Consider the following 19585-nt stretch of genomic DNA (forward strand, 5'->3'; position numbering starts at 1 on the left):
TCGTGCGGTTGTCCTCAACGGCGTACCGCAGCGTACCGGGGCCCACTACGCCACTCGGAGTCAGTCCGTCCGCACCGCTCACCAGGGCGTATCCGACCGGGACGGGCTAGCCTGAAGCCCACCCGAGCGGACATGACACTCCATAACGCCCGAACCGAAGCCCGTACGAAGAAGGAGGCGCCCGGATGGCGGCAGGCGCCCCCAGGATCTTCGTCTCGCACCTCGCCGGTATCGCCGTCTTCGACCCCAACGGCGACCAGGTGGGACGCGTGCGCGACCTCGTCGCCATGCTGCGCGTCGGACGGCGGCCCCCACGGCTGCTCGGCCTCGTCGTCGAGCTGTCCACCCGGCGCCGCATCTTCCTGCCCATGACCCGGGTGACCGGCATCGAGTCGGGCCAGGTCATCACCACCGGCGTACTGAACGTCCGCCGTTTCGAGCAGCGCCCCACCGAACGGCTCGTGCTCGGCGAGCTCCTCGACCGGCGCGTCACGCTCGGGGAGACCGGGGAACCGCCCGAAACGGTCACCGTCCTGGACGTCTCCATCCAGCAGTTGCCCGCCCGCCGCGACTGGGAGATCGACCGGGTCTTCGTACGGAAGGGGCGGGCGGGCAGCACGTTCCGGCGGGCCAAGGGCGAGACGCTGACCGTCGAGTGGTCGGCCGTCACCGGGTTCTCGCTGGAGGAGCACGGGCAGGGCGCCGAGAACCTGCTCGCCACCTTCGAGCAGCTGCGCCCCGCCGACCTCGCGAACGTCCTGCACCATCTGTCCGCGAAGCGGCGCGCCGAGGTCGCCGCGGCCCTGGACGACGACCGGCTCGCCGACGTCCTGGAGGAGCTCCCGGAGGACGACCAGATCGAGATCCTCGGCAAGCTCAAGGAGGAGCGTGCCGCGGACGTCCTGGAGGCCATGGACCCCGACGACGCGGCCGACCTGCTCGGCGAGCTGCCGGAGGAGGACAAGGAGCGTCTGCTGGCTCTGATGCGCCCGGACGACGCGGCGGACGTCCGGCGGCTGATGGCGTACGAGGAGCGCACGGCGGGCGGTCTGATGACGACCGAGCCGATCGTGCTGCGGCCCGACGCGACCGTCGCGGACGCGCTCGCCCGGGTGCGCAACCCCGACCTCTCCCCCGCGCTGGCCGCCCAGGTGTACGTGTGCCGCCCGCCGGACGAGACCCCGACCGGCAAGTACCTGGGGACGGTCCATTTCCAGCGCCTGCTCCGCGATCCGCCGTACACGCTCGTGGGCTCGATCATCGACGACGATCTGCAGCCGCTGGACCCGGAGGCCGTACTGCCCGTCGTGGCCGGCTTCTTCGCCACGTACGACATGGTCGCGGCGCCCGTCGTCGACGAGAGCGGCTCACTGCTCGGCGCGGTCACCGTGGACGACGTCCTCGACCACATGCTGCCCGAGGACTGGCGGGAGCGGGAGTTCCACTTGGACGAGGAGCCGGTCGGATCCGGCGCCGAGGAGGTCCCCGATGGCTCCTGAGCGCGAGGCCCGCGAACGGGCCGCCACCGGGACCGGTGCCGCCGCCCGGCCGCGCCTGCGGCTCGACCAGCCGCAGCCGCCGCGGCGCAGGTTCCTGCCCGAGTACGACCCGGAGGCCTTCGGACGGCTCTCCGAGCGGATCGCGCGGTTCCTGGGCACGGGCCGGTTCATCGTCTGGATGACGTTCGTCATCATCCTGTGGGTGGTGTGGAACGTGTCCGCGCCCCGCGATCTGCGCTTCGACAACTACCCCTTCATCTTCCTGACCCTGATGCTCTCGCTCCAGGCCTCGTACGCCGCCCCGCTGATCCTCCTCGCGCAGAACCGGCAGGACGACCGCGACAAGGTCAATCTCGAACAGGACCGCAAGCAGAACGAGCGGTCGATCGCGGACACCGAGTACCTGACCCGGGAGATCGCCGCGCTGCGCGTGGGACTCGGCGAGGTCGCCACCCGGGACTGGATCCGCTCCGAGCTGGAGGACCTGGTCAAGGAGCTGGACGACCGGCGTTCCGACGGGTACGGCGGCGGGCCCGGCGAGGGCCGGGGCGTATTCCCGGCAGAACACCCGCGGAGACGTGACGTAGACGACCGGTGACGGGGCTTTCCGGCCCCCGGGCCGGGCGCCGTACCATCGACACCATGGCTACGGAAGACGCGGTGCGTGAAGCACTGTCGACGGTGAACGACCCCGAGATCCAGCGACCCATCACCGAGCTGGGGATGGTCAAATCGGTTGAGATCGGTGCGGACGGTTCGGTTGCGGTCGCGGTGTACCTGACTGTCTCCGGGTGCCCCATGCGCGAGACCATCACGAACAACGTGACCGAGGCCGTCGCACGCCTTGAGGGCGTCACGCGCGTCGACGTCACGCTGGACGTGATGAGCGACGAGCAGCGCAAGGATCTGGCGTCCGCGCTGCGCGGCGGCCAGGCCGAGCGGGAGGTCCCCTTCGCCAAACCCGGCTCGCTCACACGCGTGTACGCGGTCGCCTCCGGCAAGGGCGGCGTCGGCAAGTCGTCCGTGACGGTCAACCTCGCGGCGGCGATGGCCGCGGACGGCCTCAAGGTCGGTGTCGTGGACGCCGACATCTACGGCCACTCCGTGCCGCGCATGCTCGGCGCCGACGGCCACCCGACCCAGGTCGAGAACATGATCATGCCGCCGTCGGCGCACGGCGTGAAGGTCATCTCGATCGGCATGTTCACCCCCGGCAACGCGCCGGTCGTGTGGCGCGGCCCGATGCTCCACCGCGCCCTGCAGCAGTTCCTCGCGGACGTGTACTGGGGCGACCTGGACGTCCTGCTCCTGGACCTGCCGCCGGGTACGGGCGACATCGCGATCTCGGTCGCGCAGCTCGTCCCGAACGCGGAGATCCTCGTCGTGACGACGCCTCAGCAGGCCGCGGCCGAGGTCGCCGAGCGGGCCGGCTCGATCGCCGTACAGACCCACCAGAAGATCGTCGGCGTGGTCGAGAACATGGCGGGCATGCCGTGCCCCCACTGCGACGAGATGGTCGACATCTTCGGCACGGGCGGAGGGCAGTCGGTCGCCGACGGGCTGACCCGCACCACGGGGGCGACCGTGCCTGTGCTCGGTTCCATTCCCATCGACGTGCGGCTGCGCGAGGGCGGCGACGACGGCAGGCCCGTCGTCCTCACCGACCCCGACTCTCCGGCCGGGTCGGCCCTGCGGGCCATCGCCGGCAAGCTCGGGGGGCGGCAGCGGGGTCTGTCGGGCATGTCCCTGGGCATCACCCCCCGGAACAAGTTCTAGACCTTGGGCCGGGCCCCTGGCGGGGGCCCGGCGATGTCTGTCCGGGCCGAGTGGAACTGCGCGGGCCGACCGCGGGGTGGCCGCGCAGTTCCCCGCGCCCCTGAGAGGGGCCCCTTGCGGGGGCCCGGGCGATGTCTGCGCCAAGTGCAACCGTGCGGGCCGACCACCGCCGACCGCGCAGTTCCCCGCGCCCCAAAAAACCGAAGCCGCGCCCCAGCCTCCCGTCGTCGGCGGAGGGCGCGAGGACCCGCGCAACCCACCAGCCTTTCGCCTCAGGGCCGCGAGGAACCGCCCGCAGCCCAGCCCCCACAGACCCCGGTGCATCGGCCGGAATCCCTCAAGGGGCGCGAGGAACCGCGCAGCTCAGCCCCCACAGACCCGCACAACCCATCCGCCGCAAGCCCCGCAGGGAACCGCACGACCGGCCCCGGCCCCCCGCCCGCACCCGCCGTAACACGCGTGGGAGGGGCCACCGTAAGCAAACGGCGCCCCCTCCCACGCAGCCCGCCGCCTAGGCGTACGTGCCGATGTCCTTGATCATGGCGAAAGCCACCCCGTACGCGCTCATCCCCCGCCCGTACGCCCCCACATGAACCCCTTCCTGCGTGGACCCCGCGAGGACCCAGCCGAACTCGGATTCTCTGTAGTGGAAGGGCGTCGGCACCCCGTCCACGGGAAGGGACAGCGTCGACCAGTCGGACCCCGACAGGTCGTCCGCGAGGACCCACGCCGTCTCGGTCTGCTGGTCCAGCCAGTCGTCGCGCAGGGTGTGGTCCATCTGCCCCGGCCAGGTGAAGGACAGCAGCCCCACCCCGGCGAGCCAGGCCGCGGAGGACACCGAGGTGGCCTCCAGCAGCCCCGTACCGTCGGCGCTGCGCCGCACGGGGTTGGCCGCGACGGTCACCACGACCGCGAACCGCTCCTTGTCCTCGGTGGACTCACTGCGTACCGACGGTTCGTCACCGTGCCCGATCGAGCCGTGTTCGATGGCTCCGTCGGCCGCGGCGCCGACCTGCATCAGCCAGCGCGGACCCGTGAACGCCTCGTCGAGGCCGTACCACGGGAAGGGCGCCAGCAGGTAGCCGTCGACCGTACGCCGGGCGGAGGGGAGCTGTTGTCCACCCTCCGCAGCCGGCGCCTGCGCGCCTACCCGACTTGTCGTCTCCATCTGCCCGTACGCCTCCTCGCTCTGGTCGGACCGGGCGGCCCGCCCCCCTTCGGGCGTCCTTCCGGTCCGCACAACAACTAGGCAGGATAGCCACAGGTCCGCGGCGGACCGGGAAACCGGTCGGCACATGGCTCACATACGCACCTGATCCGGCCCATCCCGAACGGGTCATGAACAGGTCGGAACCCAGGCGAAGTACGGGGAGACGGACGGCGTTCGACTGAAAGTGAAGCGCTTTCCGGACGGCGGGCGCGCCGCCCGGGAACGGACCGCGGGCGTACGCCCCGGACGGGACCCGGGAAGCGTCAGGTCGCGTCGGCGTCGAACGGCGGGTGCTCCTCCGGCGCGAGCTTCTCGCGCTTCTTCGTCATGTCGACGGTCCCGCCGGTGGAGCCCGACGAAGGAGTGGAGGAGGACGGTGTCTCGGACTCGCGGCCGTGCACGGCGTCCGTGACCTCGGCCATCTCCTTCTTCAGGTCGAAGCCGTTACGGATCTCCTTGAGCCCCAGCTCGTCGTTGTCCAGCTGCTTGCGGATGAACGTCTTGGGGTTGAGGTCCTCGAACTCGAAGTCCTTGAACTCCGGTCCCAGCTCCTCGCGGATGTCCGCCTTGGCGCTCTCCGAGAACTCACGGATCTTGCGAATGGTCCGCGTGACGTCCTGGATCATCTTCGGGAGCTTCTCCGGACCGAAGACGAGCACGGCAAGGACAACGAGCGTGACCAGCTCAAGCGCTCCTATGTCATTGAACACCTTGCAGCTCCTTGTGATGTCCTCGGCGCTCGGCAGGTCGTACGTGGTCCGGGCCGGGTCCACGGTACCCGGGGTTCCTGTCCGTCCGGTACTGTCCTGGGCCTCCGGACCGCCTGTGCGCGGCGGGTTTTCCCGGTTGTTTGCCTTGTGGGGCAGGGGGCCGGGCGGTTTCCTGTGAAGTTCCTGTCGGATTCGTGATCCGCCGTCCGCGCCCGCTTCCGGCCCGGTTCACCCGCTGTACGCATCGGCCGCCCACCGGGTCAGTTCCCGTCGGCCGAGCCGAGGACGAGGGTGACCTTCCGCTCCCTCCCGTCGCGCTCCAGCGTCAGCTCAAGCCGGTCGCCGGGCCGGTGGGAACGCGTCTTGACGATGAGCTCCTCGCCGGAGTGCACCCGCCGGCCGTCGACCTGGGTGATGACGTCGCCGGCCCTGATGCCGGCCCGGGCGCCCGGGCCGCCTCGCGTGACCGCCGAGCCGCCGTCGTTGCCCTTGGTGCCGACGCGGGCGCCGTCGCCTGAGTACTCCATGTCGAGCGTCACGCCGATCACCGGGTGGGTCGCCCGGCCCGTGTTGATGAGCTCCTCGGCGACGCGCTTGCCCTGGTTGATGGGGATGGCGAAGCCCAGCCCGATCGAACCGGACTGACCGCCCTCCAGGTCGGAGCCGCTGTCGGCGGAGCGGATGGCGCTGTTGATGCCGATGACCCGGGCCTTGGAGTCGACCAGAGGGCCGCCGGAGTTGCCGGGGTTTATCGGGGCGTCCGTCTGCAGCGCGTCCACGTACGAGATGTCGCTGCCGTCGCCCTCCTCGCCGCCCGCCGTGATGGGGCGCTCCTTGGCGCTGATGATGCCCGCGGTGACGGTGTTCTCCAGGTCGAAGGGCGCGCCTATGGCGACGACGGGGTCGCCGACCTGGACGCTGTCGGAGTTGCCGAGCGAGAGGGGCTTGAGGCCGCTGACGCCGCTGACCTTGACCACGGCGAGGTCGTAGCCGCTGTCGTGGCCCACGACCTCGGCCTTGGCGGTCTCGCCGCCGCTGAAGGTCACCGATATCTCGCCGCTGCCGTCCGCCGGTTCGACGACGTGGTTGTTGGTGAGGATGTGGCCGCGCCGGTCGAGGACGAACCCGGTGCCGGTGCCCTGCGCCTCCGAGCCGCTCACGTGCAGCGTCACCACGCTGGGCAGCGCGCTGGCCGCGATACCCGCCACGCTGTCCGGTGCCCGTCCCCTGGCCTCGGCTCCGGCCTGTGGCAGCTCTACGTCGTCGATCCCCCCGGTGCGCTCCAGATAGGCGCCCACGGCCCCTCCTACGCCTCCTGAGACGAGGGCGAGCAGTGCGGCGCCGAGGACCAGGGCGCGCCTGGTCCGCCTGCGGCGCCCGCTCGGCGCCTCGGCGGCGGCTCCGTGGTGCTGGAGGGGCGCGGCGGCCCAGGGGTCGTAGTTCTGCCAGGGGGCGTGGGGAGCGGGGTCCTGCGGGGCCGGGTCCTGTGGGGTGGAGGCCTGGTGCGGGGCGGAGCCATGGTGCGGGATGGGCGTCTGCGGCGCCGGCACATGAGGAGCGGGCACATGAGGAGCAGGCGTGTGAGGAGCAGGTGTATGGCCGGCGGACGTATGACCGGCGGGCGCGTGAGTGACAGGCGCGTGCGGGGCGGGCTCGTGCAGAGCCGCTGCAGGCGCAGGGGCGGCGGCTCCGGGTGCGGCCTCCAGGGGAGCGTCCTGGGGTGGCGCCACGGCCTTCACCGTCGTGCCGTGCGCGGGTGTTCCGGGGTGCTGCACCGGCGGGGCGGGCGCCCAGGGGCCGGGCCCGCCGTACGGCGGTGTGCTGTAGGGGTCCGGATCGTGCAGGGGCCTGGGCCGCTCACCGGGGGCGGGCGCGCTCGCACCACCGACCGTGCCACCGCTCACGTCACCCGGGAACGGCCCGTCGGCCGGATGTCCCGCACCCGCGACAGCGGTCGCGCCCGCGCCCGTACCAGCGGGCTTCTCCAGCTCGAAGTCGCCGTCCATGTCTCCCCCGTGCGACCCGCTCGCACCGTCCCCCGTGGAAACCGGGTCCGCCGAAACGGAATCCGGCACGGGGGTGCGTGGCCGGCTCCACCACTTCGGCTTCGTGGGCTTCCCCTCGTCCATGCTCTCCCCACACCTGACCCGCGGCACGGCATGTCGGCGGTCGCCGCGTCGTCTCGACCTCCGCGCCCGGATCCCAGCGGCGGGCGCGGCCCATCCCTGGATTCAACCAGGTTCGCGGGCCGCCGCGCAGAGGGCCGGTTCAGCCCGAGGAGGAAGGAGCGGGTGAGGCGGACGGGTCGAACGACGGCACGGCCGACAGCACGGACGCCTCGAACTCCGGTCCCGACGACCATGTGGTCAGCGTGACCTTCGGGGCCGGCGCGAACGGACGTATGAGTGGGGACATCGCGGCGGCGCCCGCCACCACGGGGGTGGTCAGCGCGTGCACCGAGCCCTTGTCCCGCTCGCCGGCCGGGGGCAGTCCGGGAGCCGGCACACCGGGCAGCAGCGGCGCGGACATCTCGGTCTGCGCGCCTCCCTCGGCGCCGAAGGAACGCTGTCCCTGGGCGAGCAGCGGTGCGAGGGACCGGCGGCGCTGCGAGTCCGAACCGGTGGCACCGGTCGTGCTCGACGTGCGCATCGGGGTCACGTTGCTTCCCGTGCCCGATCCGCCGCGCGCGTCCGCGGTGTCGGCCGGGACGCCGGTCGACACCCCGCCGAGCGCGATCGCGGCCAGCGAGACGGCACCGGCCGCGGCGGCCGCGAAGCGCAGTCCCCGGGAGGCGGAGCGCTCGGCCTCGCGCCGGCTGATGTCATGGATGCGGAATCCGCGCTGCTCCGAGGGCAGCACGGTCGCATGGGGGCCGGAGGGCATGTAACCGAAGGAGTCCGGTGTCATGTCGAAGACTCCGGACGCTCCGAACGCTCCCCGGCCCAGTCGCGGGCCGTCGCCGTCCGGGTCACCTCCTCCGGGGAGCCCCTGCAGTCTGGCCAGGAAACTCTCGGAAGGGGGCGGCGGGGCGACCTCCGCGAACACGTTCTTCAGTCGTCGCTGCTCGTCGGCCTCCGACTTGCACTTCGCACAGGTGGCGAGGTGGGACAGGACGCGCTCGCGCGCCTCATGCCCCAGCTCACCGTCCACCAGGGCGGAGAGTCGGTCGCCGAGATGCTGCTCGGCAAGGGGTCCGTCGGCAGGATTCAGCCGTGATCCAGTCACGCGCTCGCGCCCCCTCCTCCCAGAGCGGGCACTCCGGTCACCGCGAAACCGCGGCGCTCGGCACGGGCCTCGGGAGAACGGTGGGCGAGCGCCTTGCGGAGCTGGGAGCGGCCGCGGTGGATGCGGCTGCGGACCGTACCGAGCTTGACGCCCAGGGTCGCGGCGATCTCCTCGTACGAGAGTCCCTCGATGTCACAGAGGACGACCGCCGCGCGGAACTCCGGCGCGAGGGTGTCGAGGGCCTGCTGGACGTCCGCGTCGAAGTGCGTGTCGTTGAAGACCTGCTGCGGGGAGGGCTCACGGCTGGGCAGGCGCTCGGCCGCGTCGTCGCCGAGCGCGTCGAAACGGATGCGCTGCTTGCGGCGGACCATGTCCAGGAAGAGGTTCGTGGTGATGCGGTGGAGCCAGCCCTCGAACGTGCCGGGGGTGTAGGTCGACAAGGAGCGGAAGACCCGGACGAAGACTTCCTGCGTCAGGTCCTCGGCGTCGTGCTGGTTGCCCGTCAGGCGGTACGCGAGCCGGTACACCCGGCCGCTGTGCGTGCTGACGATCTCCTCCCACGTGGGGGGAGTCCACGCCTGCGAGTCCGCGTCGGACGTGAAGGTCGCGGTCTGAGCGGAGTCAGCGATGCGGGATCGGTCAGCAGTGTTGTTCACGGATTTCGGCTCCCCCGACGATCTGAGCAGGCGCCGGAGCACCCCTCCTCGATCCACAGGTTCAGCCGCACCTCCCCTGTCGGCTCTGGTGGTGTCCAGTGGAGCCCCTACCATAGCCACCTCGCCCGTTAGCTCCGGATAAGCGGTTTTACGAGAAATTGATACGCGCTCATATGGCTGCGCCGGCACTCGCCGGCCGTCCTGCTCCATACGCCACCCCCGTGCAGTTCCCCGTCCTCGATCCCCACCCTCTCTAAACGCCTGGTCCCATCTGCGGGTTCCCGGCGGCAACGGATACAGTCACGCCCAGGCAACCACGGGGACAGGAGAGGGCCATTACCGGCAACCGGCTGACGAGCTGGGCGTTCGCCGACGCCTTTGTCGCCGAGGACGAGGCACTGCACTGGGCCCGGGACCGGGCCCGGGAAGCAGGCCTGCGCTCGGTGTCGCCCGGCACGGGCGCCGCGCTGCGACTGCTCGCCGCCACCGTGGACGCCAAGGCGGTCGCGGAGATCGGTACGGGAACCGGAGTCTCCGGTATTCATCTGTTGCACGGGATGCGGCCGGACGGCGTACTGACGACCGTGGATCCGGAGCCGGAGCACCAGCAGTTCGCCCGCCAGGCCTTCCGCGCGTCCGGCTTCGCCAGCAACCGGGCCCGCTTCATCCCGGGCCGCGCGCTGGACGTGCTGCCCCGGCTCGCGGACGCGGGGTACGACCTCGTCTTCTGCGACGGTGACCGGCTGGAGTGCCTCGACTACCTCGCTGAATCGTTGCGCCTGCTCAGGGTGGGCGGCCTCGTCGTCTTCGAGGGCGTCTTCGCGAACGGGCGGACCGTGGAGTCGGGCCCGCAGCCCACGGAGGTGCTGCGGCTGCGCGAACTGCTGCGCGCGATCCGCGAGAGCCAGGAGCTGGTTCCCTCGCTGCTGCCGGTCGGCGACGGCCTGCTGTGCGCGGTCAAGCGCTGATCCCGTCCCGCCCGGACGCCCCGTAACCCCTCGAATCCCTTACGGCCCTTGCCTTCCCCCTTGCCATTCCCCTTTGCATTCCCTGCGGCCTTCGAAGCCCGGGAAGCCCCCTGTGATCCCTCACGGTCCCGTGGGACACCACTGCCCCGGCATCGCGTGGATGCCGGGGCAGTGGAAGGGTATGGTCGCGTTCCGCGTCAGCCGACGACCTTCTTGAGGGCGTCGCCGAGCGCGTCAGCCTCGTCGGGGGTCAGCTCGACGACGAGCCGTCCGCCGCCTTCGAGCGGAACGCGCATGACGATGCCCCGCCCCTCCTTGGTCACCTCGAGCGGGCCATCGCCCGTTCGCGGCTTCATGGCCGCCATGCTCGTTCCCCTTCCTGAAACCAGCTCATCGTCGCCGACGGCCCCATTGAAGGGCACGCATCCTCTCGTCGGACACGCGTCACCGGCATCGAACACATTGCTTCCAAGCCATTATCCCGCATCTCAGGACCCGATGACCAACATCAGTCGGCATCGCTTGCGCAACGCGCTCGATCAAAACCACCCAATTCGGCGGTGTGGCTGCGATACTGCGCCACCGCATGGACTTTCGGACACCGGAATTCTTTGACGCAGGTCACATGTACGAACCCCGCCACCCCTCATGATCTCCGCCATGCTGTCCTCGGAAGCAGTACGTACCGACGGGTACGACGGAGCCGCGACACCTGAGGGGACCATCATGGCCGACACCGTGCTCTACGAGGTGAGCGACGGACTCGCGACGATCACGCTGAACCGCCCCGAGGCGATGAACGCGATGAACACCGGCACCAAGGTCGCCCTCCGGGAGGCGGCGCGGTCGGCCGCGGCGGACGAGTCCGTACGGGCCGTGCTGCTCACCGCCGCGGGCGACCGGGCGTTCTGTGTGGGCCAGGACCTCAAGGAACACGTCGGCGGCCTGCTGGCGGCGCGCGAGTCGGGCTCGGGCGAGGGCGTCATGAGCACGGTCCAGGAGCACTACAACCCGATCGTGCGGGCCCTGACCGGCGCGGCGAAGCCGGTGGTGGCGGCCGTCAACGGCGTCGCGGCCGGAGCGGGTTTCGGATTCGCGCTCGCCGCGGACTACCGCGTCGTCGCCGACACGGCCTCCTTCAACACGTCCTTCGCCGGGGTCGCGCTCACCGCCGACTCCGGGATCTCCTGGACGCTCCCCCGGGTCGTCGGCCCCTCCCGAGCCGCCGACCTGCTGCTCTTCCCGCGCAGCATCACCGCGCAGGAGGCGTACGAGCTGGGGATCGCGAATCGGATCGTGCCCTTCGCCGAACTGGCCGCGGAGGCCGTGAAGGTCGCCCGCGGGCTGGCCGAGGGGCCGACTCTGGCGTACGCCGCGCTCAAGGAGTCCCTCGCCTTCGGGCTCACGCACTCTTTGGACGAGACGCTGGAGAAGGAGGACGAGCTGCAGTCGCGGGCCGGGTCCTCCGAGGACCACTTGATCGCTGTGCAGGCGTTCGTCGACAAGGAGAGGCCGAAGTACCTGGGCCGGTAGCGGGGGGGGTGGGTCGGGTCATCGGGTGGGTCGGGTCATCGGGTGGCTCTGGACGCGCAGTCCGCCAAGTGGTCGTCGACCAGGCCGCACGCCTGCATCAGGGCGTACGCCGTCGTGGGGCCCACGAAGCGGATTCCTCGCTTCTTGAGGGCCTTGGAGAGGGCGGTCGACTCGTCGGTCACGGCCGGGACGTCGGACAGCGTCTTCGGGGCCGGGCGCGTGTCCGGGTCGGGGGCGAAGGACCAGATCAGGTCGTCCAGTTCGCCCGGCGCCCAGTCGACCAGCACGCGCGCGTTGGCGACCGTCGCCTCGATCTTGGCGCGGTTGCGGATGATCCCCGTGTCGGCGAGGAGGCGCTCCTTGTCGGCGTCCGTGAAAGTCGCCACGTCGGCGATCCTGAAGCCCGCGAAGGCGGCTCGGAAGCCCTCACGTCGACGCAGGATCGTGATCCAGGACAGACCCGACTGGAAGGCCTCCAGACACAGCCGCTCGTACAGCGCGTCGTCGCCGTGGACCGGACGGCCCCACTCCTCGTCGTGGTAGGCCACGTAGTCCTCGGTCGACAGGGCCCAGGGGCAGCGCAGGGCCCCGTCCGCCCCCTTCAGGGCGTCACTCACCGGTGGTCCTCCTCCGCGGGCTTCTCCAGGGAGGTGGCCGGGGAGGACGCCGGGATCGAGCGGGCCCCGGCCAGCGCGGCCTCCAGGTCGGCGATCCGGGCGTCCCGCTCGGCCAGTTCGGCGCCGAGGCGGGCCAGGGCGTCGTCCACGTCGGCCATCCGGTAGCCGCGCAGGGTCAGGGGGAAGCGCAGTGCCTCCACGTCGCCCCGGTGCACGGGACGGTCCAGGGGCAGCGGGTCCCGCAGACGCTCCGGCAACGCGTCGGGAAGCGCGCCGTTGTCACCGCCTCCCACCACGGAGAGGGTGACCGCGCCGACCACGACGACGAGGGCGACGACCAGGAACAGGAACATGAACATCTCTGAGGTCCCCACGCTCTGATGCCGACGCGGGGCGCGTCGGCACGGTAAGTGTCAGGCACCGATCGTGCCATGCGACTCTGACCGTTAGGGTCGCAGGCGGTCCGACAGCGACAACTACTGGGAGAGGTCACAGGGGATGCTCAGGCTGGGCAGGCGCGAGTTCGACGCGCACGAGCCGGTGATCATGGCGATCGTGAACCGGACCCCGGACTCCTTCTACGACCAGGGGGCCACCTTCCGCGACGAGCCGGCCCTCGCGCGCGTGGAGCAGGCGGTGTCCGAGGGAGCCGCCATCATCGACATCGGCGGGGTCAAGGCCGGGCCGGGCGAGGAGGTGACAGCCGAGGAGGAGGCGCGGCGGACCGTCGGATTCGTCGCCGAGGTGCGGCGCCGCTTCCCCGACGTGATCATCAGCGTCGACACCTGGCGGCACGAGGTGGGCGAGGCCGTGTGCGAGGTCGGCGCGGACCTGCTGAACGACGCGTGGGGCGGGGTCGATCCGCGGCTCGCCGAGGTCGCCGGGCGGTACGGGGTGGGGATCGTGTGCACGCACGCGGGTGGCACACAGCCTCGTACGCGGCCGCATCGCATCGCCTACGACGACGTCATGGCCGACATCCTTCGGGTGACGGTGGGGCTGGCCGAGCGGGCCGTGTCCTTGGGGGTGCCCCGGGAGTCAGTGCTGATCGATCCCGGGCACGACTTCGGGAAGAACACCCGGCACAGTCTTGAGGCGACGCGGCGGCTCGGGGAGATGGTGTCCACCGGGTGGCCCGTGCTGGTGTCGCTGTCCAACAAGGACTTCGTGGGGGAGACGCTCGATCGGCCGGTCAAGGAGCGGGTGGTGGGGACGCTCGCGACCACCGCCGTGTCGGCTTGGCTGGGGGCTCAGGTGTACCGGGTGCACGAGGTCGCCGAGACTCGGCAGGTTCTGGACATGGTGGCGTCGATCGCGGGCCACCGTCCGCCGGCGGTCGCCCGGCGGGGGCTGGCGTAGGGATTTCCTCGCCCCCGCCGCCCCTACCCGTCCCGTCACTGATCGGGGGCGCTGCCCCCAGACCCCCTCTGTCCTCAAACGCCGGACGGGCTGGATTTTCCAGCCCGTCCGGCGTTTGAGGACCGCGGGTTCGGGGGCCGGCCCCCGAGGCAGGGGCTGAAGCCCCGCCTACCTCCCCGCCTCCTTCGACACCAAAGACACCGCCTCGTCCACGTCGTCCGTGAGGTGGAACAGGAGCAGGTCCTTCTCCGAGGCCTTGCCCTGGGCGATCAGGGTGTTCTTGAGCCAGTCCACGAGCCCGCCCCAGTACTCCGTACCGAAGAGCACGATCGGGAAGCGGGTGACCTTCTGGGTCTGCACGAGGGTGAGCGCCTCGAAGAGCTCGTCGAGGGTGCCGAGCCCACCGGGCAGCACCACGAACCCCTGCGCGTACTTGACGAACATCATCTTGCGGACGAAGAAGTACCGGAAGTTGAGGCCGATGTCGACGTACTCGTTGAGCCCCTGCTCGAAGGGCAGCTCGATGCCGAGGCCGACGGAGATGCCCTCCGCCTCGCAGGCGCCCTTGTTGGCGGCCTCCATGGCCCCGGGACCACCACCGGTGATCACCGCGAAGCCCGCCTCGACCAGACCGCGGCCGAGCGCGACCCCCGCCTCGTACTCGGGCGAATCCGCCGGTGTGCGCGCCGAGCCGAACACACTGATCGCGGCCGGGAGTTCGGCCAGCGTGCCGAAGCCCTCGATGAACTCCGACTGGATGCGCAGCACGCGCCAGGGATCGGTGTGCACCCAGTCCGACGGCCCGCCGGCGTCCAGCAGCCGCTGGTCCGTCGTGCCCGCCTGCACCTGTCCCCGCCTGCGCAGCACGGGGCCCAGCTGCTGCTCCTCCGGTGGCCGATTGCTGCCCTGGGGGTTGCCGGTAGCCATGTCCGCTCCCTCCGCTTGCCGATCGTTCCACCTCAGCGTAGATCTACGCGGGTTACGGAGGGGGGACCTGAGCATGTCCGCCACGAACCGCCGTAGCGGAACCAGGGGGTCCGGGGGGTTCGGAGGGGGGACCAAGGGGGCCAGGGGCCGGTCGGGCCGTCAGGCGTCGTCAAACGCCGTCAGGCCGTCAGCCAGGCCCTCAGGCGTTCCTCGCCCGCCAGGATCTTTGCGGTTTCCACCCTTTCGTCCCTCTTGTGCGCCAAGTGCGGGTTGCCGGGGCCGTAGTTGACCGCCGGGACGCCGAGCGCGCTGAAGCGGGAGACGTCCGTCCAGCCGTACTTGGGCTGGGGAGTGCCGCCCACCGCCTCGATGAAGGCGGCAGCGGCCGGGTGGGACAGACCGGGCAGCGCGGCTCCGCTGTGGTCGTCGACGACGAACTCGGCGACACCGCAGTCGGCGAAGACCTCGCGGACGTGCGCGAGGGCCTCCTCCTCGCTGCGGTCGGGGGCGTAGCGGAAGTTGACGCTCACCACGCACTCGTCGGGGATGACGTTGCCCGCCACCCCGCCCGAGATCCCGACCGCGTTGAGGCCCTCGCGGTATTCGAGGCCGTCGATGACCGGGTAGCGCGGCTCGTAGGAGGCGAGGCGGGCCAGGATCGGGGAGGCCGCGTGGATGGCGTTGGAGCCCATCCAGCTGCGCGCGGAGTGCGCCCGCTCCCCCGTGGTCCTCAGCAGCACCCTGAGGGTCCCCTGGCAGCCGCCCTCGACCTGCCCGTCGGAGGGCTCCAGGAGGACCGCGAAGTCGCCCTCCAGCCACTCGGGGTGCGCCTCGGCCACGTGCTTGAGGCCGTTCAGGTCGGCGGCGACCTCTTCGTTGTCGTAGAAGATGAAGGTGAGGTCACGGTTGGGGGCCGGCACCGTGGCCGCGATCCGCAGCTGCACCGCGACGCCCGACTTCATGTCGCAGGTGCCGCAGCCCCAGAGCACCCCGTCGTCGTCCAGGCGCGAGGGCACGTTGTCCGCGATGGGCACCGTGTCGATGTGCCCGGCCAGGATCACGCGCTCGGCCCGGCCCAGGTTCGTACGCGCGACGACGTTGTTGCCGTACCGGTCGACGGTGAGGTGCGGCAGGGCGCGCAGGGCGGTCTCGACGGCGTCCGCGAGGGGCTTCTCCGTGCCGCTCTCCGAGGGGAAGTCGACGAGCCGCGCGGTGAGCCGGGCGGCGTCCAGCGTGAGGTCAAGTGGGGTGTCGGCCATGCCGTCGACCCTAACGCGCCGGGCGGTCCCGGCCCTCCCGGCCGGCTTCTCCACACCTTCACAGAACCCCGACAGTACCCTCCAGTACCTTGTACGCGTGCCTGAGCCGTCCCCCACTTCCGCCGCCCCCGTGCGCCGAGGCCGCTTACTCCGTTCCGGAGCGGCCCTCGTCGTGCTGCTCGGCGTCGCGGCCTACCTCACCGTGCAGTACCTGACCGGCGGGAGCGGAGTGCCCAAGTGCACGGTCGTCTCGGGCAGAAGCGACGGCGCGTCGTACGAGTTCACGGCGGAGCAGGCGGTGAACGCGGCGACGATCTCCGCGGTCGGCACCAACCGCGGCATGCCCGAGCGGGCGGTCACGATCGCCCTCGCGACGGCGCTCCAGGAGTCCGCGCTGCGCAACCTCGGCCATGGCGACCGGGATTCACTGGGCCTCTTCCAGCAACGGCCCTCTCAGGGCTGGGGCACCGAGAAGGAGATCCTGGATCCGGCGTACGCGGCGGGTGAGTTCTACGAGCACCTGGACAAGGTGCGGGGGTACGCGCGACTGCCGCTCACCGTCGCCGCGCAGCGCGTCCAGCGCAGCGGCTACCCCGAGGCGTACGCGAAGCACGAGCCGGACGCGACGCTCCTCGCGGCGGCCCTGACCGGGCGCGCCGCCGCCACGCTCACCTGCGAGGGCCGCCCGGACACCCGGCCCGGCGGCCCGGAGTCTGTGCGCACGGCGCTCGTACGGGACTTCGGGCGCGGGGTGTTCCAGGAGGCGGGCGCCGCGGTGGCCGCCGGCCCTTCGGCCGATCCGGCCGCCGATGCGGCTGCCACGCCCTCGGCCGCGCCGTCCACCGCCGCGAGCGGTTCCGGCGGCACGGGGACGGTGACCGTGCCCGTCCCGAAGACCGCGGCCGGCGGGGGCGGGGAGCGGCAGCGCGGCTGGGCCCTCGCACACTGGGCCGTGGCCAACTCGTCCGCGCTGCATGTCGAACGCGTCTCGTACGCGGGCCGGGTGTGGCGGGCCGGGAGCACCCGGAGCGAATGGCGGGACGACGACCCGGCTTCCCGGAACGCCACGGGCGAAGTCCGAATCGTCACCGGGCAGTAGTACCGGGCAGCAGTGCGGACCGTCACCCGTTGGTGGCACTTCCGGCGTGCCGCGTCGACTGCCCGTCCCAGTTTTCTGCGGGCTTTCCGCGCACCTGTCCCACGCTTGGCCCGCGGGCGGCAAATCCCTTGCGGGCAAAGGGCCGTAGGGATTCGTCAGACTTTCCGCCCGGCCCTTCTTTGCCCGGGTTTCTCCGCAGCCGATAATGCGACGCATTACCAACTCTTTACTTCGGGCCACCGCAACCTTCGCGGACTTCGAGCGGTAGTCACTGCGTCCGAGCCCGGAACGATCAACAGCCGGTCGATCGACAGCCGTCCGACAGCCAGTCGGTCAACTGCCGGGCACGGTGGAACATTTCATCGTTCTCTTCCGTCAAAGGAGCACCATGTCCCTCCCCCTGACCCGTCGGATCGCCCGTGTCGCGCTGCTCATCGCGGCTGGAGCGGCGCCCGTGGTCGGTGCGGCCGGCTCCGCGAGCGCGGCCGAACTGCCGGCCACCCCCGACCTCGGCGGCCTCAGCGCGCTGGACAACGCGGGCACCACCGTCGACGGTGCCGCGCAGAACGCCACCGGGATGGCCGGCGACACGGGCAGCAAGGCCGTGAAGAAGGCCGTGCCGACCGCGGGCAAGACGAGCGGCAAGGCCGTCAAGACCGCTACGCCCGCCGCGCAGAAGACCGCGGGGGACGTTGCCGGGACCACGGGTGACGTGCTCGGTGACACCGCGGGGTCGGCCACCGGTGGCGGGCTGCCGACCGACGCGGTCTCCAAGGGCGGGCTGCCCACCGAGGGTCTGCCGCTGCAGGGGCTGCCGCTCGGCTGATCGGCCTGCGGCCGGGTCGGCTTGTGCGGTGAAGGGGTTCAGGGGGGTTCCCCTGGGCCCCTTCGCCTCTTCCCGGGCGCGGGCGCCTGCGGCGCTGTGGCGCTGTGGCGCTGTGGCGCTGTGGCGGGGTGATGGTGGGGGTTGGCGGTCAGGTGCGGGTCCGTCGTTGCTGGGCGCGCAGTTCCCCGCGCCCCTGAACGGCGGCCCTTCGGGCGCCGATGGATGCTGGGCGTCGGCAGACCGTGGATGGCCTCAGGTTGTGGGGTGTGTCAGGCGGGATGTTGCTGCCCGGACCCTTTCGTCTGTTGCTGTGAGGGCTACTCGGATGAAGTGGGCGCCTGCCGGGCCGTAGAAGTCGCCCGGGGCCACCAGGATGCCGAGGGTGGCCAGGTGGGACACCGTGTCCCAGCAGGATTCGTCGCGGGTCGCCCAGAGGTAGAGGCTCGCCTCGCTGTGTTCGATACGGAAGCCGTGGCTCACGAGGGCTTCCCGGAGGGCCTTGCGGCGGGCCGCGTACCGCTCGCGCTGCTCGTGGACGTGGGTGTCGTCCGAGAGGGCGGCGACGGTGGCGGCCTGCGTGGGCGCGGACGTCATCATGCCGCCGTGCTTGCGGATCTGGAGCAGATCGCCCAGGACGGCGGGGTCACCGGCGAGGAACGCCGCCCGGTAACCGGCGAGGTTGGACCGCTTCGACAGCGAGTGGACCGCGACGATCCCCTCGTACGAGCCGCCGCTCACCTCGGGGTGGAGCACCGAGACCGGGTCGGCCTCCCAGCCCAGCTCGATGTAGCACTCGTCGGCGAGGACGAGGATGCCGTGTTCGCGCGCCCAGGCCACGATCCGGGTCAGCTCCTGCTGGGAGAGCACCCGGCCCGTGGGGTTCGACGGGGAGTTGAGCCACAGCAGCTTCAGGCCGGTGGGGTCCAGCTCGGTCGGGTCGTCGTAGGCGACGTGGTCCGCGCGGGCCAGCCGGGCGCCGACCTCGTACGTCGGGTACGCGAGGCGCGGGTAGGCCACCCTGTCCCCCGGGCCGAGTCCCAGCTGGGTCGGCAGCCAGGCCACCAGTTCCTTGGAGCCGACCACCGGCAGGACGTTGCGGTGGGTGAGGTCACGGGCGCCCAGCCGACGCCCGCACCAGCCGACCAGGGCGTCCCGCAGTTCCGGTGTGCCCCACACCGTCGGATAGCCGGGCGAGTCGGCGGCCTCGACCAGCGCCTTCCGGATCAGCTCGGGCACCGGGTCGACGGGGGTGCCGACGGAGAGGTCGACGATGCCGTCCGGGTGGGCGGCGGCCGTCGCCTTGTAGGGCTCCAGCTTGTCCCAGGGAAAGGCGGGAAGCCGGTCGGAGACTGCGGACACGGTTTCTGGCTCACTTTCTGCACGGCGAGAACGGCGCCGAACACGACGGCGAAACACGGCGGTCCCGTACGGCCGCGGGCCGTACGGGACCAAGGCGGCACTCCCCCGGCCGACGCCGAGGGGACCGCGAACGCACGAGTCGCTTACTGGTTCTGCGGCGGCAGCGCTGCGACGAAGGGATGGTCGCGCTCGATGAGTCCCAGCTTGCTGGCACCGCCGGGCGAGCCGAGCTCGTCGAAGAACTCGACGTTCGCCTTGTAGTAGTCCTTCCACTCCTCGGGAGTGTCGTCCTCGTAGAAGATCGCCTCGACCGGGCAGACCGGCTCACAGGCACCACAGTCGACGCATTCGTCCGGGTGGATGTACAAGGACCGGGAGCCCTCGTAGATGCAGTCGACCGGGCACTCCTCGATGCACGCCTTGTCCTTGACGTCGACACAAGGCTGCGCGATGACGTAGGTCACGCTGTCGTTCCTCCTCGATAGGGCGCTGGCGAGCCGTCTTCAGGCTCCGCCACCTGGCGCGCGGGAGCGCGGCGTCGTCGATGCCCGCACCTAGTATC

Annotated in this window: 20 protein-coding genes; 8 read left to right on the forward strand and 12 right to left on the reverse strand. The window is 71.3% G+C overall.

What is annotated here, in order from left to right; all coding sequences use genetic code 11:
- Positions 1-185: 185 nt before the first annotated feature.
- The 3 genes from OHS59_RS16515 to OHS59_RS16525 are packed head-to-tail and all read left to right on the forward strand — an operon-like array spanning position 186 to position 3275.
- Entirely contained in the window at positions 186-1499 is a 1314-nt protein-coding gene (locus tag OHS59_RS16515; RefSeq protein ID WP_328494162.1) for a magnesium transporter MgtE N-terminal domain-containing protein, read from the forward strand.
- Positions 1489-2097, forward strand: coding sequence for a DUF1003 domain-containing protein (locus OHS59_RS16520; protein ID WP_328494163.1), 609 nt, complete (start codon positions 1489-1491; stop codon positions 2095-2097). The genes OHS59_RS16515 and OHS59_RS16520 overlap by 11 nt, the downstream gene beginning before the upstream one ends.
- A 44-nt stretch (positions 2098-2141) precedes the next feature.
- On the forward strand, positions 2142-3275 hold the full coding sequence (locus tag OHS59_RS16525; RefSeq protein WP_328494164.1) for an Mrp/NBP35 family ATP-binding protein: 1134 nt from the start codon (positions 2142-2144) through the stop codon (positions 3273-3275).
- A gap of 511 nt (positions 3276-3786) precedes the next feature.
- On the opposite strand, the gene OHS59_RS16530 is transcribed toward OHS59_RS16525, so the two are convergent.
- The 5 genes from OHS59_RS16530 to sigE all read right to left on the reverse strand — a co-directional run bounded on the left by OHS59_RS16530 (position 3787) and on the right by sigE (position 9118).
- Entirely contained in the window at positions 3787-4443 is a 657-nt protein-coding gene (locus tag OHS59_RS16530) for a hypothetical protein (protein ID WP_328494165.1), read from the reverse strand.
- A 305-nt stretch (positions 4444-4748) separates the two neighbouring features.
- Complete coding sequence (locus tag OHS59_RS16535; RefSeq protein WP_328499230.1) at positions 4749-5195, reverse strand: sec-independent translocase; 447 nt, start codon at positions 5193-5195, stop codon at positions 4749-4751.
- A 260-nt stretch (positions 5196-5455) separates the two neighbouring features.
- Positions 5456-7324, reverse strand: a complete 1869-nt coding sequence (locus OHS59_RS16540; RefSeq protein WP_328494166.1) for a trypsin-like peptidase domain-containing protein — start codon at positions 7322-7324, stop codon at positions 5456-5458.
- A 139-nt stretch (positions 7325-7463) separates the two neighbouring features.
- The gene (locus OHS59_RS16545) at positions 7464-8420 is read right to left on the reverse strand and encodes an anti-sigma factor family protein (RefSeq protein ID WP_328494167.1); all 957 of its coding nucleotides are present in this window, start codon (positions 8418-8420) and stop codon (positions 7464-7466) included.
- Entirely contained in the window at positions 8417-9118 is a 702-nt protein-coding gene (gene sigE / locus OHS59_RS16550; RefSeq protein ID WP_328494168.1) for an RNA polymerase sigma factor SigE, read from the reverse strand. Before sigE ends, OHS59_RS16545 begins: the two co-directional genes overlap by 4 nt.
- Before the next feature lie 227 nt (positions 9119-9345).
- On the opposite strand from sigE, the gene OHS59_RS16555 reads away from it, so the two are divergent.
- Positions 9346-10044, forward strand: a complete 699-nt coding sequence (locus OHS59_RS16555; protein ID WP_281403130.1) for an O-methyltransferase — start codon at positions 9346-9348, stop codon at positions 10042-10044.
- A 197-nt stretch (positions 10045-10241) separates the two neighbouring features.
- On the opposite strand, the gene OHS59_RS16560 is transcribed toward OHS59_RS16555, so the two are convergent.
- Positions 10242-10409: a DUF3117 domain-containing protein gene (locus tag OHS59_RS16560; RefSeq protein ID WP_003966491.1), complete on the reverse strand. Its 168-nt coding sequence runs from the start codon at positions 10407-10409 to the stop codon at positions 10242-10244.
- Positions 10410-10770: 361 nt separating this feature from the next.
- Here OHS59_RS16560 and OHS59_RS16565 point away from each other — a divergent pair, with 361 nt between their 5' ends.
- A complete protein-coding gene (locus tag OHS59_RS16565) occupies positions 10771-11577 on the forward strand; it encodes an enoyl-CoA hydratase/isomerase family protein (RefSeq protein ID WP_328494169.1) in 807 nt (268 codons plus the stop codon).
- A 35-nt stretch (positions 11578-11612) separates the two neighbouring features.
- On the opposite strand, the gene OHS59_RS16570 is transcribed toward OHS59_RS16565, so the two are convergent.
- Both OHS59_RS16570 and OHS59_RS16575 read right to left on the reverse strand, forming a co-directional pair.
- Positions 11613-12194, reverse strand: a complete 582-nt coding sequence (locus tag OHS59_RS16570; RefSeq protein WP_328494170.1) for a DNA-3-methyladenine glycosylase I — start codon at positions 12192-12194, stop codon at positions 11613-11615.
- Positions 12191-12553 carry a DivIVA domain-containing protein gene (locus OHS59_RS16575; protein ID WP_328499231.1) on the reverse strand — a complete coding sequence of 121 codons (363 nt, stop codon included), beginning with the start codon at positions 12551-12553 and terminating at the stop codon, positions 12191-12193. The genes OHS59_RS16570 and OHS59_RS16575 overlap by 4 nt, the downstream gene beginning before the upstream one ends.
- A 139-nt stretch (positions 12554-12692) precedes the next feature.
- Between OHS59_RS16575 and folP the strand changes: the two genes are divergently transcribed.
- Positions 12693-13553, forward strand: a complete 861-nt coding sequence (gene folP / locus OHS59_RS16580) for a dihydropteroate synthase (RefSeq protein ID WP_328494171.1) — start codon at positions 12693-12695, stop codon at positions 13551-13553.
- 168 nt (positions 13554-13721) lie between these two features.
- Here folP and OHS59_RS16585 read toward each other — a convergent pair whose 3' ends face one another.
- Complete coding sequence (locus tag OHS59_RS16585; RefSeq protein ID WP_328494172.1) at positions 13722-14480, reverse strand: TIGR00730 family Rossman fold protein; 759 nt, start codon at positions 14478-14480, stop codon at positions 13722-13724.
- A 179-nt stretch (positions 14481-14659) separates the two neighbouring features.
- Positions 14660-15739, reverse strand: coding sequence for a succinyl-diaminopimelate desuccinylase (gene dapE / locus OHS59_RS16590; RefSeq protein WP_328494173.1), 1080 nt, complete (start codon positions 15737-15739; stop codon positions 14660-14662).
- A gap of 97 nt (positions 15740-15836) precedes the next feature.
- Between dapE and OHS59_RS16595 the strand changes: the two genes are divergently transcribed.
- Both OHS59_RS16595 and OHS59_RS16600 read left to right on the forward strand, forming a co-directional pair.
- The gene (locus OHS59_RS16595) at positions 15837-16838 is read left to right on the forward strand and encodes a heavy metal transporter (RefSeq protein WP_328494174.1); all 1002 of its coding nucleotides are present in this window, start codon (positions 15837-15839) and stop codon (positions 16836-16838) included.
- A 388-nt stretch (positions 16839-17226) separates the two neighbouring features.
- Positions 17227-17664, forward strand: coding sequence for an ATP-binding protein (locus tag OHS59_RS16600; protein ID WP_328494175.1), 438 nt, complete (start codon positions 17227-17229; stop codon positions 17662-17664).
- 252 nt (positions 17665-17916) lie between these two features.
- Here the strand turns inward: OHS59_RS16600 and OHS59_RS16605 are convergent, their stop codons facing one another.
- The gene (locus OHS59_RS16605; protein WP_328494176.1) at positions 17917-19023 is read right to left on the reverse strand and encodes a bifunctional succinyldiaminopimelate transaminase/glutamate-prephenate aminotransferase; all 1107 of its coding nucleotides are present in this window, start codon (positions 19021-19023) and stop codon (positions 17917-17919) included.
- A 143-nt stretch (positions 19024-19166) separates the two neighbouring features.
- Complete coding sequence (gene fdxA, locus OHS59_RS16610; protein ID WP_019058397.1) at positions 19167-19487, reverse strand: ferredoxin; 321 nt, start codon at positions 19485-19487, stop codon at positions 19167-19169.
- Positions 19488-19585 lie beyond the last annotated feature (98 nt).

Source organism: Streptomyces sp. NBC_00414, from assembly GCF_036038375.1.
Lineage (GTDB): Bacteria > Actinomycetota > Actinomycetes > Streptomycetales > Streptomycetaceae > Streptomyces.